This window comes from Streptomyces sp. NBC_00654 (genome assembly GCF_026341775.1).
Lineage (GTDB): Bacteria > Actinomycetota > Actinomycetes > Streptomycetales > Streptomycetaceae > Streptomyces.
On record NZ_JAPEOB010000002.1, the window covers coordinates 882,701 to 896,315 of the forward strand.

Annotated in this window: 14 protein-coding genes; 7 read left to right on the top strand and 7 right to left on the bottom strand. The window is 72.6% G+C overall.

Annotated elements, in window-relative coordinates:
- Positions 1–66: 66 nt before the first annotated feature.
- On the bottom strand, positions 67–534 hold the full coding sequence (locus OHA98_RS24140; protein ID WP_266928831.1) for a hypothetical protein: 468 nt from the start codon (positions 532–534) through the stop codon (positions 67–69).
- Between the two features lie 21 nt (positions 535–555).
- Between OHA98_RS24140 and OHA98_RS24145 the strand changes: the two genes are divergently transcribed.
- Positions 556–1,020, top strand: a complete 465-nt coding sequence (locus OHA98_RS24145; protein WP_266928832.1) for an alpha/beta hydrolase fold domain-containing protein — start codon at positions 556–558, stop codon at positions 1,018–1,020.
- 224 nt (positions 1,021–1,244) lie between these two features.
- Here OHA98_RS24145 and OHA98_RS24150 read toward each other — a convergent pair whose 3' ends face one another.
- The gene (locus tag OHA98_RS24150) at positions 1,245–2,273 is read right to left on the bottom strand and encodes an SMI1/KNR4 family protein (protein WP_266928833.1); all 1,029 of its coding nucleotides are present in this window, start codon (positions 2,271–2,273) and stop codon (positions 1,245–1,247) included.
- A gap of 284 nt (positions 2,274–2,557) precedes the next feature.
- Here OHA98_RS24150 and OHA98_RS24155 point away from each other — a divergent pair, with 284 nt between their 5' ends.
- The 4 genes from OHA98_RS24155 to OHA98_RS24170 all read left to right on the top strand — a co-directional run bounded on the left by OHA98_RS24155 (position 2,558) and on the right by OHA98_RS24170 (position 5,558).
- Entirely contained in the window at positions 2,558–2,758 is a 201-nt protein-coding gene (locus tag OHA98_RS24155; RefSeq protein WP_266928834.1) for a hypothetical protein, read from the top strand.
- 69 nt (positions 2,759–2,827) lie between these two features.
- On the top strand, positions 2,828–3,697 hold the full coding sequence (locus OHA98_RS24160) for a cupin domain-containing protein (RefSeq protein WP_266928835.1): 870 nt from the start codon (positions 2,828–2,830) through the stop codon (positions 3,695–3,697).
- Between the two features lie 85 nt (positions 3,698–3,782).
- Positions 3,783–4,706: a cupin domain-containing protein gene (locus tag OHA98_RS24165; RefSeq protein WP_266928836.1), complete on the top strand. Its 924-nt coding sequence runs from the start codon at positions 3,783–3,785 to the stop codon at positions 4,704–4,706.
- Positions 4,707–4,946: 240 nt separating this feature from the next.
- Positions 4,947–5,558 (top strand): DUF1707 domain-containing protein, encoded by a 612-nt coding sequence (locus OHA98_RS24170; RefSeq protein WP_266928837.1) that lies wholly within the window; start codon positions 4,947–4,949, stop codon positions 5,556–5,558.
- A gap of 319 nt (positions 5,559–5,877) precedes the next feature.
- On the opposite strand, the gene OHA98_RS24175 is transcribed toward OHA98_RS24170, so the two are convergent.
- Both OHA98_RS24175 and lnt read right to left on the bottom strand, forming a co-directional pair.
- Positions 5,878–6,357: an NUDIX domain-containing protein gene (locus OHA98_RS24175; protein WP_266928838.1), complete on the bottom strand. Its 480-nt coding sequence runs from the start codon at positions 6,355–6,357 to the stop codon at positions 5,878–5,880.
- 9 nt (positions 6,358–6,366) lie between these two features.
- Positions 6,367–8,004, bottom strand: coding sequence for an apolipoprotein N-acyltransferase (gene lnt, locus OHA98_RS24180; protein ID WP_266928839.1), 1,638 nt, complete (start codon positions 8,002–8,004; stop codon positions 6,367–6,369).
- Between the two features lie 293 nt (positions 8,005–8,297).
- Here lnt and OHA98_RS24185 point away from each other — a divergent pair, with 293 nt between their 5' ends.
- A complete protein-coding gene (locus OHA98_RS24185; protein WP_266928840.1) occupies positions 8,298–9,362 on the top strand; it encodes an O-antigen ligase in 1,065 nt (354 codons plus the stop codon).
- Between the two features lie 153 nt (positions 9,363–9,515).
- On the opposite strand, the gene OHA98_RS24190 is transcribed toward OHA98_RS24185, so the two are convergent.
- Positions 9,516–10,079: a hypothetical protein gene (locus OHA98_RS24190; protein ID WP_266928841.1), complete on the bottom strand. Its 564-nt coding sequence runs from the start codon at positions 10,077–10,079 to the stop codon at positions 9,516–9,518.
- Between the two features lie 71 nt (positions 10,080–10,150).
- Positions 10,151–10,936, bottom strand: coding sequence for a glutamate racemase (locus tag OHA98_RS24195; protein ID WP_266928842.1), 786 nt, complete (start codon positions 10,934–10,936; stop codon positions 10,151–10,153).
- 58 nt (positions 10,937–10,994) lie between these two features.
- On the opposite strand from OHA98_RS24195, the gene OHA98_RS24200 reads away from it, so the two are divergent.
- A complete protein-coding gene (locus OHA98_RS24200; protein WP_266928843.1) occupies positions 10,995–12,176 on the top strand; it encodes a glycosyltransferase in 1,182 nt (393 codons plus the stop codon).
- A 27-nt stretch (positions 12,177–12,203) separates the two neighbouring features.
- Here the strand turns inward: OHA98_RS24200 and OHA98_RS24205 are convergent, their stop codons facing one another.
- On the bottom strand, positions 12,204–13,544 hold the full coding sequence (locus tag OHA98_RS24205) for a TerD family protein (protein ID WP_266928844.1): 1,341 nt from the start codon (positions 13,542–13,544) through the stop codon (positions 12,204–12,206).
- Positions 13,545–13,615: the final 71 nt, after the last annotated feature.

A 13,615-nucleotide genomic window follows, 5' to 3' on the forward strand; every position in this document is an offset into this window, starting at 1 on the left:
TCCAGCAGAATCGCTCGCCCGGCCGCCCGACGGGGACCCGCCCGGCTCCGCCGGACGTCCGGCCCCTCAGCGGGCGGGGGGAAAGCCGTTCCGCCGAGCGAGCGCGGCCGTCAGGGCGGACACCGCGAGCAGCGCCGCCGCCACCCAGGGCAGTGCCGAGGTGCCGGCACCGGTGAGGACCGCGCCCCCGAGCAGCGATCCGCCGGCCATGCCGATGTTCCAGCCGGTGACCCAGAGGGAGTTGGCGGTGTCGGGATCGTGGGCGGCCGCTCGTACGCCCGCGGTCTGCATCAGCGTGGGGATGCCGCCGTGGGTCGCGCCCCAGAGCAGGGCACCGAGCAGTACGGCCACCACGCTGCCGCCGAACAGACCGAAGGACACCAGGCACAGGGTCGCCAGGGCCAGCAGGCCGAGTATCGCGGTGCGCGGCCGGCGGTCGGCGGTGACGCCGGCGACCCAGACGCCCCCCATGGAGCCCAGGCCGAAGACGAAGAGCACCGTGCCGGTAATGACACCGAGTTCCGACCGCTCCACGAAGGGGGCGATGTAGCCGGGGTGGCCCTGCTGGCGCGTGACCGCGGCAATCCGCCGCTCGCGTTCCAGATGCTTCCGTACCCGATGCTCGACGACCGCAACACCACCCCGTCCAGCCATGAGATCACCGGCATCGGCATATGGGACCGCGCGGCCAACCTCCAGGGGTGGCAGTCCCTGCTGGGCGAACGGGCCGGCATCGACGAGGTCGACGCGTACGCCGCGCCCGCCCGTGCCGAGGATCTGAGCGGCCTTCCGCCGACCTATCTCGACGTGGGCGAACTCGACCTGTTCCGCGACGAGAACATCGCCTTCGCCAACCGGCTCATGCAGGCAGGCGTCCCGGTCGAACTCCACGTCTACCCCGGCGGCATCCACGCCGGCGAACTGCTCGCCCCCGACGCCGAACTCAGTGCGCGCATCGTCGGCTACCGCACGGATGCCCTGACCCGCGCCCTGAACACCCCGCCCGGCACAGGCCGGTAGCCCCAGCCGGCGAGCCGGACCCATGGACCGGCCGGGCGCCTCACGGACGCCCGCCGAGGTCGGGGCCGGCCCGTGGCATCGCATGCGGCGGCGCGGGACACGAACGCCGCTCCCCGCCCGCGTCCGTCCGGGGCGCCGACCGGGACCAAACCCTCCGCCACCTCCGGGACCCGGGCAGGACGACGATATCCGCCTCCAGCCGGAGAGGAGCCGCTGACCTGCGCCTACGGCTCACCGGCCGCGGCGGTGAGCTCCTCGATCATCACGGCGACGGCGGCCTCGGTCATCCGATGCCCTTCTGACGTCTCCACGATGGCGCCCCGGGTGACACGGGAACTCCACCAGTCCTCCAGGAAGCCGGGGGCGTACCCGCCGGTGCGGAAGCCGAAGGGGTCGGACACAAGACAGAAGACGATCATGAGCTCGTAGTCCGGGCTCGCGTAGGAGCGCTCCTGCGTGTCCGGCGCCCTGAGGTATCGCGCGAAGGAGTCGACCCGGTTGCCGCGGGTGAACAGCCAGAACAGGCAGTCGTACATCAGCGTCGAACGCGCGTCGGCGTGCAGGGAGAAGAACCCCTTCTCCCGCACGATGGCCTCGGCGAGCCGCCTCAGGAGCCCGTCCGCGTCCGGCAGAACGTCCTCGGCCTCCCGGAAGGCGCGCAGCAGAACGGGTGAGAAGCTGCCCTCGCGCACCGTGGCGAGGGCGGCGAGCCGGTCCTCCTCCGAGGTGTCGTGGACCGACGCCTCGACCAGACCCTCGACGAACGCCTCGAAGGTCTCCGCCACCGGGGTGACGGCGAAGTCGTCCTCCTGGTCGACGTGCACCACCGACGGCTCGCCGTCCTTGCCGCAGGCGCGGTAGTCGAGGGCGAGCATGTCGTGGCCGGCCGAGGGTGTGTCGGCGAAGTAGACGCCGATGTCGGGGTACTCCCACATGTCGATCCAGAAACGGCTGCCGAACTCGCCGCCGAGCGAGTTCGGCTTCGTGCGTCCGATGCCCATGATCCCGTTGATGGCGATGTGGTCCTCGGCCCAGGATGTCGGCTCGGTCATGGGAAAGCAGTCGCGGGCCGGGATACCGCCGTTGTGCGCGCGCATCAGGGCGACATAGGAGGCGGGCAGACGGTAGCCGCCGATCTCCTTCTCCAGGGAGACGATCTGTTCCGGCGACGGCGGGTCCTCGACGTAGTTGTCCAGCGCGTACGCCGAGTCCTCCCAGAAGCCGGTGCCGTCGAAGCCCTCGAAGTACCCCACCACGTTCTCCTTCGCGTATGCGCCCGCAATCCTATCGAGGCCCGGCGACCCGCTCGTGCGGCCGGGGCGCACAACGGCGTACGGCCGCGCCACGGGCCTGACCGGGCCCGGCGTCAAGAAAACCGTCAGGGCCGTATCGAACCCGTATGAGGCCTGTCCAAGAGGTGAAGCATGCAGCAACCATTGATCACGGCACCGGATTTCGGGGCCGCAATCGATGACCGGGCACCGGCCGACGGCCGGCGCTCGGCGACGCCCGGATCCACCGGGAACAAGGAGAGTTCATGAACGTCCGCCAGGATGCCGCCGCACCGCAGCCGACCAAGCGCGCTCGGCTGACCAAGCGCGCCGCGCTCTCCGTGGCCGCGGCCGCCGTCATCGGTGGTGCCGCCTTCGCGCCGTCCGCGGTCGCGAACACGGGGCCGTCGTCGTCGGAACAGCAGACCACCGCGGGCTGCGGCGAATGCTACCCGGACGTCATCTGACCTTCCGGCACGACCCCGTGGGCCCACCGGCGATCGGACCGGTGGGCCCACCCCAACGAGAGGCGGACCATGAACTGGTTCGAACGGTGCGTACCGGACACCGAGACGTTCCTGCGTACCCACTGGCGTACGGCCCCGGTGGTCCTCCGGCCCGCCGAACCGCCGCTTGAGCTGCTGACCGGCGCGGGGCTCGACGCGATCCTGGACGGCGGACTGTTGCGCACCCCGTACGCGGGCCTCTACACGGCGGACGGCCAGATCCCCGACGAGCGGTTCTGCCCGCCCCGCCGGGTCACCGGACGTGCCGTGGAGGGCTATGTCGACGGACAGGCCGTCCGCGACCTCATCCGGGACGAACGCGCCACGTTGCAGCTGCGATACGTCGACCAGTGGCACCCACCCGTACGCGCGCTCGCGGCCGGCATCGGCGAACAGCTCGGGCGCCTGGTGGAAGCGTTCTACTTCTTCTCCCAGCCCGGCCGCCACGGGCCGGTGCACCGCGACGACGGCGATCTGCTGGCGATCCAGCTCGGCGGCGCCAAACGGTGGCACGTGTACGCCGGGCCCGCCGACGCGAACTGGGAGCCGGTCCGGGCGGACGAACCGGGGCCGCTGCTCCTCGACACCGTCGTACACCCCGGCGAAATCCTTTACGTACCCAGGGGTTTCGCGCACACGGCGGCGGCGGTGGGGGACGCTCCCTCGGCCCATCTCACGGTGGTGATCCGCGAGGCCGGCACCGACCATCTGCGCAACGCCCTGCTGTCCCGGATCTCCGGGGGAATCACCCTCCCGGGCCGTCCGCTGGACGACGACGCCCTGCTCGGCGCCGCGGCCTCCCTGCTCGGACACCTCCGGGAGCAGTTGGCCGACGTGACGCCCGAGGCCCTCGTGGCCCAGGCCCGGCCGCACGCCTTCAGCAGCCGCCCGACCGCCTGACACCGTCCCGGCGGCACCATCCGCCGCCCCCCGCACCGCTGGTGCCATCGCGCGCCACCGCGGCGTGAAAGGAAGAGCAACGACCATGGACTGGCTGACCCGGTGCGTACCGGAACCCGAGACGTTCTTCGCCGGCCACTGGCGGAAGGAGCCCGTCGTACTGCGCCCCGACAGCCCTCCCGTGGATGTGCTGACGGTCGCCGAGGTGGACCGTCTCCTGGACGCCGGGACCCTGGCGACCCCCTACGTCCAACTCGTCCACGAGGAGAGCGTGGTGGCGCCGGAGCGCTTCTGCCTTCCACGCGTGGTTCTCGGCGAGATCGTCGAGCGGTACGTGGACGCCGGGTCGGTCCGCCGGATCGTCGCGGAGGAGCGGGCCACCCTGCTCCTCCGCTACGTCGACCAGTGGCACGCGGGTGTACGCGATCTCACGGACGGGCTCGCCGAGCGGTTCGCACGGCAGGTCGAGGCGTTCTACTTCCTCACCCCGCCCGGCACACAGGGCCGCCCCGTGCACCGCGACGACGCCGACATCCTCGCCGTCCAGATCCACGGCGCGAAGCGCTGGCGGGTGTACGGCGGACCGGCGGACGGGGAATGGCAGCCCGAACGGGCGGCGGGCGACCTGGGCGCCCCGCTCCTGGAAACGGTACTCGGGGAGGGCGAAGTCCTGTATGTGCCACGGGCGTTCGCGCACTCCGCCGTGGCAGTGGGCGACACCCCGTCGGCGCACCTGTCACTGACCGTACGGGAGGCCGGCACCGCCCAGCTCTACGCGCTGGCACGGGCCCTGCTGCTGACCGGTGACGAGATCGCGCCGCGCCCCAACGACGACGCCTCCCTGCACACGGCCGCGTCCGGCCTCCTCGCGCACTTCCGGGCCACACTCGCCGAACTCACCCCCGGGGAACTGGTGGAGCTCGCGCGGGAAACCATGCGCACGGAGCGCCCTTCGCCCGGACGCCCGCTGAGCGACCTGATCGGTACGGGGCCGACGCGCGGCGCCTGACCTGTGGAGAGGAGTGCAGATCCGCCCGCCCCGGCCGCGCAGTTCGGTGACCGCCGGTACGGCCGACGCGAAGGCCGGTGTCGACAGCAGGTCCATGTTCTCGCCGATCACTCAGTGATGAGAGCTGATGCCCAACGGGGGTACTGGTGCCGGGCGACCCGGCCACGCGGCAGCGGCGGTGACGCGGTGACGGTGCGGCCGGCAGGAGCGGGACGGCCCGGGTTGCCTATTCTTGTGGCCATGACTGCCCAGCCTCCGGAGCCCTCTCCGCGCCCCGCTCCCTCAGGAGAGCTCCGCGCCTCTCATGACGACCGCGAAGCGGTGGTGGAGCGGCTGCGCGATGCCGCAGCCGAGGGACGAATAGATCTTGACGAGCTGGATTCACGCCTGGAACAGGCGCTGACGTCCAGGACCTACGCGGAGTTGGCCGTGCTGACCGCCGACCTGCCGGGGGCGAGCTCCCCTCAGAGCCTGCCGCCGCTGGTACTCAAGGGCGGCATGCACGGTGCGTCCCGGGGCCCCGGGTGCTGGGATGTTCCTGGGCACGTGGTCGCCCGCGGAGGCATGGGCGGCGTCAAGCTCGACTTCACCCGGACGCGGTGCCGCCTCACCGAGGTCGCGGTGGAGGCGCATGGGGAGATGGCCGGAGTCACCATCGTCATTCCCGACTCCTGGGCCGTCGACACCACCGGCATGGATCCCGGCATCGGCGGTCTGAAGGACAGGACCACTCCCGACCGGCTCCCCGGGACTCCGCTGATCCGGCTCACCGGGTCCGGCGGCATGGCGGGAGTCGTCATCCGCCACCCCGGCCGCTGGGAACGGCGCAAGCTGCGCGGCAACCCGGTCTGACGGATCACCCCGCGAGGCCCTGCCCTGAGGGCTGTCCCGTAATCCCTGGCGGGCGCACGACGTCAGCTACGGCACCTCGCCGCGTTGTCGGAACGCCCGCATACATCCAGCATGCGGGCGTTCCTCCGCCTTGGGCGCACGTCGACATCAGTTCGATCCGGTGGTCCACCGTCGCCCATTTCCGGGCCTTCAGGATGAGCCTCGACGAAATGCTCGCCGGCCGGCTCTTCGTCACCTGACCCCACCCGCCGCGCGTGCTCGACGCGGACGTGTCCGCCGACGCCCCTGCGGGGTGAGCGCCGGACGGGCGGCGGCTGCCTCAGGTCCGGGCCGTGGGCTGGAACCAGGTGGGTCCGTCCGCGATGGCCTGCTTGATCCGGAAGAGATGGAACTCGGAGAGCGGGGGAAGCGCGTCGGCCGCGAACCAGCCCACCTCCAGCGACTCCTCGTCATTGACCTTGGCCTCGCCGCCCGTCGCCCGGCAGCGGAAGGTGATGTCGAGGAACTGGCACCGGTCGCCGTTGGCGTACTGCACCGGCTTCAGCGCCTTGGTGAGCACCACGCGCTCGGCCACACAGCGCACGGCGGTCTCCTCGAACACCTCGCGCTCGGCGGTCTCCGCGGGCTCCTCGCCCGGTTCGCAGATTCCGGCGACGAGCGCCCACTTGCCCGTGTCCGCGCGCCGCCCCAGCAGCAGCCTGCCCTCGTCGTCGAAGACCACCGCGGTGACCCCCGGCAGCAGAAGGAGCTGATGGCCGGAGGTGGCGCGGATGTCACGGATGAAGTCGGGGGTACCCATGCGGCGAGCCTACGCGGCCGTTCCCGGGCCCTGCGCCCGTGTGCTCCCGCGTGTTCCCCGCCGGGTACGCACCGCGCGGACGGTCACCCAGCCGAGGCCGGTCACGGCGAGCAGGGCGATGATGCCCTCGGGCAGCGGTCCCATCCGGGTCGCGGGTGTCAGCGAGGACCGCAGCGGCACCTCGTCGACGAGAGCGTCCGGCGTGAACATCTCGGTCCGCTCGACGATCGTCCCGTCCGGCCTGATCACCGCGCTGACCCCGCTGGTCACCGGGACGACCACGGAGCGCCCGTGCTCGACGGCGCGTACCTGGGACATCGCCAGCTGCTGGTAGGTCATCTCGCTGCGGCCGAACGTCGCGTTGTTGCTCGGTACGGCGATCAGCTGCCCGCCGTGCTTCACCGTGTCGCGTACGGCGTCGTCGAACGCAGCCTCGTAGCAGGTGACCAGGCCGACCTTCGTACCGGCCAGGTCGAAGACCCCGACCTTCTTCCCCGGTCCGAAGTCCCGCTGGACCCGGTCGACGTCCTTGCTGAAGATGCGGACGAAGGACCGCATCGGCATGTACTCGCCGAACGGCTGGATGTGCCGCTTGTCGTAGGTGTCGATGGGGCCCTTGTCCGGCTCCCACTCGATGAGGGTGTTGCGGAGGTTGCCCGATGCCGATTCGGGCTCGACGACCGCGCCGATGACCGTGGGGACGCCGATCGCCTTCACCGCGTCGTCGATCACCGTCCGGGCGTCGGCGTTGCGGTAGGGGTCGAGGTCGGAGGAGTTCTCCGGCCAGAGCACGAAGTCGGGCCGGGGCACCTTGCCCGCCTTCACATCGCGGGCGAGCTGCTCCGTGCGCTTGGCGTGGTTGTCCAGGACCGCGCGGCGCTGGGAGTTGAAGTCGAGGCCGAGGCGCGGCACATTGCCCTGGATCGCCGCGACGGTGGCCGTCCCGTCCTCCGCCGAGTCGTCGACCAGTGGCAGTGCGGCGAGCGCGGCGGCCACGGGCACCAGCACGGTCGCCGCCGCTGCCACGACCGCGGCGCGGGGAACCGTTCCGGTGGTGCGGTGGATACGGAACCGGCGTACCGCTTCGAAGATCCCGAAGCCGCACAGCACCACCGCGAAGGAGAGCAGCGGGGTGCCGCCCAGCGCGGCGAGCGGCAGGAACAGGCTGTCCGCCTGTCCGAAGGCGATCTTGCCCCAGGGGAATCCGCCGAAGGGCACCCGGGCCCGGACCGCCTCGTCCAGCGTCCAGACCGCGGCGGCCCAGACGGGCCAGTACGCGAGCCGGGACACCGCGGCGATCCCGACGCAGCCCACCGCGATGAACAGCGCCTCGGCGGCTGCGAGCGCCAGCCACGGAACCGGGCCGACCTCCTCACCCGTCCAGTGCAGCAAGGGGAGCATGAAGCCGAGCCCCGCGAGGAGTCCGAGGCCCAGGCCCGCGCGCGGCCCGCGTCCGTGCAGCACCCAGCCGAGCAGCGCGAAACCGGGCAGGACCAGCCACCACAGCGGCCTGGGCGGGAAGCTCGCGTAGAGCAGCAGGCCGGAGAGTACGGCGGCGGACGGCCTGACGAGCCCCGGCAGCAGCCTGCGGCCGGAGGGCGTGACGGCGGGCGACGGGTCGTCGACGGTGGTGATGGTGGCGCTCACCCGGCGGAGTCTACGGTGGGCGCCTGTGCGGGGCGGCGCGGGCCGGTTCCGCGCCGCCCCGCACGGCGCGGCACCACGTGATCCGATGGACCGTGAGAACGCCCGCGCCGCCCGCACCCGCCTGCCGTGAACGGGCCCGCGCGCCCGGCCTGGTACGACGCCTCCTGCCACAACGTTTCTGCGCCATTCCTTCACATCTGTGGCCTCCGGCCGTTACGGTGTGCGCCAGTCCCCCGCGGACCGGCCGGTCCGGCCGTCGTGGGCGGGACGGTCACAGGTCGGGGGTCGACAGGATGACTGCACCGGCGGGCCGGGTCCGCACCCGGGAACGCGGCAGTGCCTCCGACGCGGCGGGAGCCGTGATCCTGGCCGCCTGCGCGGTCTGGTCGCTGGTCAGCGCCGCGGGGCGGGACACCCGGCCGGAAGGCGTTCTCCTCGCGCTGCTGGCCGTCGCCGCGGGCTTCACCTGCGGCCGGATCGGCGGAACCCTGCTGCCGGTCGCGGCGGCCACCGCGGTCGCCGTCGCCGCACTGGTCATGGCCCTCGTGTCGCGCCACGGCATGCCGGGCGCCACGGCGGCGGCGGACATCACCCCCGGTCACACCGGGGCGGCCGCCGCCCTGCTGGTGCTGGCGGCGGGCGCCGCCTGCTGCGCGGCAGCGGCGGCGGGGCGGGCCTCGCCGCGGGCCGCCCTGCGGCTGCTGGCCCTCGGCTCCGCCTGTGCCGCTCTGACGCTCGGTTCGGCCGTCGGATTCGCCGCGGCCGTGGGGGTGCTGCTCTGCTCGCTGGCCGCGGTCCGGACGCGGCACCGGCTGGCGGGCATGGCGGGGCTCGCCCTGATCGCCGGGCTGATGGCCGGGGTCTCCTGGGCGGTGGCCGAGGACGCCCTGCCGCGGGGTCTCGCGGTCTCCCTGGAGGGTCAGCTCACCCGGAACCGGGTGCTGCTCTGGCGCGACGCGGCGGAGCTGGCGCGGGAGCATCCGCTGCTGGGAGTGGGGCCCGACCGGTTCGGTGAACTGAGCTCCACCGCGCAGGAGACGCTGGGCTCCGACGGGAAGCCGCACTCCGCCCCCCTGCAGCAGGCCGCCGAGCAGGGCGTGGTGGGTGTCGGGCTGCTGGCGGCCGCGTTCGGCTGGCTGCTGTACGTCCTGTGGCGTTCGCCCCGTACGACGGCGGTGGTCCTGACGGCGGGCGCCGCGTTGACCGCGCTGGCGGCCCTGGCCGTCGTCGGCAACGCACTGAGCTTCACCCCGGTGACGGCGGGGGCCGGCCTGCTCGCCGGTCTCGCCTCGGCGCGGTACCCGGTGGGCGGGAGCGCGGAGGGGCAGCAGCCGGCGGGCGGTGCGCCACCGGCCTGAGCGGCGACGACGAACAAGGACGGACGGGGCCGGGGCGGATCGGGCCGGGGGCGGATCCGTCCCTTCGGGTCGGGTCGGGTCGGGTCGGGGCGGGGCAGAACGCGGACCGTATCGGCGCCGGGTCGGGGGCGGCATCGGGTGGCGCCCGGGAGGTCAGGCTCCGGCGCGCGTTCCCGTGCCCTGGAGATGCAGACGGTCCCGGATGAACCGGACGGCCGCCTCCGCGTCGTCCACCGTGACGGTGAAGGTCCGGCCGTCGCCGAGTCTGAGCACCAGGCCCTCGCCCTTGCGCACCACCACGGCGGTGCCCTGCTCGGGCCGCCAGCGGTAGCCCCAGCCGCCCCACTGGCGTGGGGTGACCGTGGGCGCGAACTCCGCGCCGACCACATGGGTGAGCAGGATCCGGCGGCGCGGCAGACCCGCGTGGCCGCAGCGCACCTCCAGCGCGTCCCCGTCGACCTTGACGGCCACATGGACGAAGGCGAGCGTTCCGAACAGCATGAGCAGCCCCGCGGCGACGCAGCCGATCACGGACATCAGCAGCGGGGCGATGCCGGAGGTCCAGGTGGAGACCACGGCCAGCTGGATGCCCAGGGCCATGCATCCCGCGCCCACGGCGGCGAGCAGCCACTGCACACGATTGGTGGCCCGGCCGGTCCATACGCTGGACGGTGCCTGGCTGGAGCCGTGACCCGCACTGTCGCCGTGGTGCGTCATGTCAAGCAGCGTACTCACGTCGCGCACCGCCGGGGAGGAGACCGAGACGCCGCGACCGGCGGTCGGAGCGCTCAGAACGCGGGGCTGACCGCCTTCAGGAGACGCCCCTCCGCGTAGGCCATTGCGGGCTCGGGCAGGGCGGCGGCCCGTCCGCTGAGAATGATGTCGAGCGCTCCGGACGGTCCGTCCGACGGCGCGGGCACGGCACCGATCCGGCGCAGCGCCTGGGCGGCGACAGCGCCCGCGGAACCGTGCAGGGCGAGCGGCGGCCGGCCCGGCCGTCGCACCGCGGCCCGGATGCGTTCGGCGACCAGCTCGTAGTGGGTGCAGCCCAGGACGACGGCCTTCACATCGGGCGGGGTGAGGGCGGCGGCCGCGGCGACGGCACGGTCGATGGCCGCCTCGTCGGCGTTCTGCACGGCGTCGGCCAGACCGGGGCACGGGACCTCGGTGACCGCCACGGAGTCGGCGAACCGCTGGATCAGCCCCCGCTGGTACGGGCTGCCGGTGGTCGCCGGGGTCGCCCAGATCGCGACGGGTCCGCCGCCCGCGGCGGCGGGCTTGATGGCGGGGACCGTGCCGATGACGGGCAGTGCGGGTTCCAGCTCGGCGCGGAGGGCCGGCAGGGCATGGACGGATGCGGTGTTGCAGGCGACGATCAGCGCGTCCGGACGGTGCGCGGCGGCGGCGCGGGCCACGGCCAGCGCGTGGGCGGTCACATCCTGCGGCGTACGGGGCCCCCAGGGCATCCCGTCCGGGTCGGAGGAGAGTACGAGATCCACGTCGGGCCGCAGGCGGCGTACCGCGGCGGCCGCCGGGAGCAGGCCGATTCCGGAGTCCATGAGCGCGATCTTCACCCAGTCACCATAGTCGACAGCCCTTGCGGCCCGCCCGAAGTGGGGCAGACTTCGGCGGATGAGCGCCGTTGCCTGGATCGCCGTGGGTTCGCTGATCGCGTGGGTGTGGCTGCTGCTGGGCCAGGGGTTCTACTGGCGCACCGACCAGCGGCTGCCCCGGCAGGCCGAACCCGCGCGCTGGCCGTCCGTCACCGTTGTCGTGCCCGCGCGCGACGAGGCGGGGATGCTGCCGGTGAGTCTGCCGTCGCTGCTGGCCCAGGACTATCCGGGGGAGGCGGAGGTCATCCTGGTCGACGACTGCAGCACGGACGGTACGGGGCAGCTGGCCGGGGCCCTGTCGGTGCGGTACGGCGGGCTGCCGCTGACCGTGGTCTCGCCCGGGGAGCCGGAGCCAGGGTGGACGGGCAAGCTCTGGGCCGTGCGGCACGGGATCGCGCTGGCCCGGCAGCGGAAGCCCGAGTTCCTGCTGCTCACGGACGCCGATATCGCGCATGAACCGGACAGCCTGCGGGACCTGGTGGCGGCGGCGGGGTGCGGAGGCGCCGACGGGTTCGACCTGGTGTCCCAGATGGCGCGGCTGCGGGTGGTGAGCGCCTGGGAGCGTCTGGTGGTGCCCGCGTTCGTGTACTTCTTCGGGCAGCTGTATCCGTTCCGGCGGGTGAACCGTGCGGGTGCCCGGACAGCGGCCGCGGCGGGCGGCTGTGTGCTGCTGCGTACGGACGCCGCCGAGCGGGCGGGCATCCCGGAGTCCATCCGGCAGGCGGTGATCGACGATGTGTCGCTGGCCCGTGCGGTGCAGCGCAGCGGTGGCCGGATCTGGCTGGGGCTCGCGGAGCGGGTGGACAGCGTGCGGCCGTATCCGCGGCTCGGGGACCTGTGGCAGATGGTCTCGCGCAGTGCGTACGCGCAGCTGCGGCACAGCCCTCTGCTGCTCGCCGGTACCGTTCCGGGGCTGGCGCTCGTCTATCTCGCGCCGCCCGTCACGCTGGTGGCCGGGCTGCTGACGGGTGATCCGGCGGCGGCCTGGGCGGGCGGTGCGGCGTGGGCGGTGATGACGGGGACGTATCTGCCGATGCTGGCGTACTACCGGCAGTCGCCGTGGCTCGCGCCGCTGCTGCCGTTCACCGCGGTGCTGTACCTCCTGATGACGGTGGACTCGGCCGTACAGCACTACCGGGGCCGGGGGTCGGCCTGGAAGGGGCGTACCTACTCCCGCCCCGAGGCCACCCCCGACCTGTGACCCGGTCCTCGCCCCGGCCTCGGCCGGCTACTTCCGGCCCGGGGTCCAGTTCATGCCCCATCCGTAGGCGGCGTCGATGGTGCGCTGCGGGCTCACTCCGCGCTCCGGTACGAGATAGCGGGCCTCGCGCCGCACGGTGAGGTCTCCCCCGTCGCTGCTGATCAGGGCGAGGGCGCAGACGGTGGAGGGAACGGTGCATTCGTCGAGCGAGAAGTCGATCGCCGCGCCGTTCTGCGGCTGCAGGGTGACGGTGGCGTGGAGATCGGCGAAACTCCGGGCGCCTTCATAGATGGTGACGAAGATCAGAACGCGGCGGAGCCGGCCCTTGTGGTCGAGGTTGACGGTGAGGTTCTCACCGGTGGAGACCGCTCCGGTGCGGTCGTCCCCGTCCAGATGGATATAGGGCGGCTGCCGGAGCGAGCCGAAGGCGTTTCCGAGTGCCTGAACAACTCCCTTGCTGCCATCGGTGAGTTCGTAGAGGGCGCAGAGATCGAGATCGAGGTCGGCGTGCATGGCGATGGCCCTGCCGAGTTTGGCTCCCCAGCCCTTGAACTGTTTGCGCACTTCCCAGTTGAGATTGACGCGAAGTGCTCCGGAGGAACCGCCCTGTTTGGCGAGAGAGACGGAAGGGGCTTCCTTCGTCAGTGTGACCTTGGTCAGCCTTACCGGCTGCGGGACGGGCGGAGCGGGAGGGGCGGGCGGTGCCGGCGGGGCCGCGGGGACGGACAGGGTGGGTGGGGGCTGCGCAGCGGGCGACGACGGGCGCGGGGGTGACCCCTGGGACCGGTGCGGTCGCGGCTGCCGGGGCGGACGGGGTGATGCCGGCTGTCGAGGTTCATCGACGGAAATGCCGAAGTCCGTCGCGAGGCCTTCGAGCCCTGCGCCGTATCCCTGGCCGACGGCACGGAACTTCCAGGCGCCCTGACGCAGATACAGCTCCCCCAGGATGAGGGCGGTCTCGACCGTGGCGTCCGCGCTCTCGAAGCGGGCGATCTCGGCGCCGTCCGCCGCGTCCACGATCCGTACGTACAGACCGCTCACCCGTCCGAAACCGCCGCCGTCCGCCGATGCCGTGACGACGACACGGTCGATCTCCGGTTCGATCCGCGTGAAGTCGACCGTGAGGGTGTCGGTGACCCCGCCGTCACCGGTCGTCCTGCCTTCGTGACGGACTGCGCCGGAGGCGTGCGCGGGCTGGTTGTAAAAGACGAAGTCCGCGTCGTCGCGCACCTTTCCCGACACCAGAAGGAGTGCCGAGGCATCGACATCCGGCGTCCCCGGAGAGGCCCGCCAACCCAATTCGACCCGCACGGCCCGAGCCGGCACCGGAACATTGGTTCCTTTTAGCATGGTCATGCTCGCCCCCATCGCGAGTCCGGGTGCCCAAAAGCTTTTCCCGCCAAACCTAATCCCCCGGACGCCCCCACAGACCCCGGCGG

Bases quoted from the DNA above. Each gene is read 5' to 3' on its own strand.
- OHA98_RS24155 (WP_266928834.1), top strand. From the start codon at position 2,558: ATGAACGTCCGCCAGGATGCCGCCGCACCGCAGCCGACCAAGCGCGCT.
- OHA98_RS24160 (WP_266928835.1), top strand. From the start codon at position 2,828: ATGAACTGGTTCGAACGGTGCGTACCGGACACCGAGACGTTCCTGCGT.
- OHA98_RS24165 (WP_266928836.1), top strand. From the start codon at position 3,783: ATGGACTGGCTGACCCGGTGCGTACCGGAACCCGAGACGTTCTTCGCC.
- OHA98_RS24170 (WP_266928837.1), top strand. From the start codon at position 4,947: ATGACTGCCCAGCCTCCGGAGCCCTCTCCGCGCCCCGCTCCCTCAGGA.
- OHA98_RS24175 (WP_266928838.1), bottom strand. From the start codon at position 6,357: ATGGGTACCCCCGACTTCATCCGTGACATCCGCGCCACCTCCGGCCAT.
- OHA98_RS24185 (WP_266928840.1), top strand. From the start codon at position 8,298: ATGACTGCACCGGCGGGCCGGGTCCGCACCCGGGAACGCGGCAGTGCC.
- OHA98_RS24190 (WP_266928841.1), bottom strand. From the start codon at position 10,079: ATGACGCACCACGGCGACAGTGCGGGTCACGGCTCCAGCCAGGCACCG.
- OHA98_RS24200 (WP_266928843.1), top strand. From the start codon at position 10,995: ATGAGCGCCGTTGCCTGGATCGCCGTGGGTTCGCTGATCGCGTGGGTG.
- OHA98_RS24205 (WP_266928844.1), bottom strand. From the start codon at position 13,544: ATGGGGGCGAGCATGACCATGCTAAAAGGAACCAATGTTCCGGTGCCG.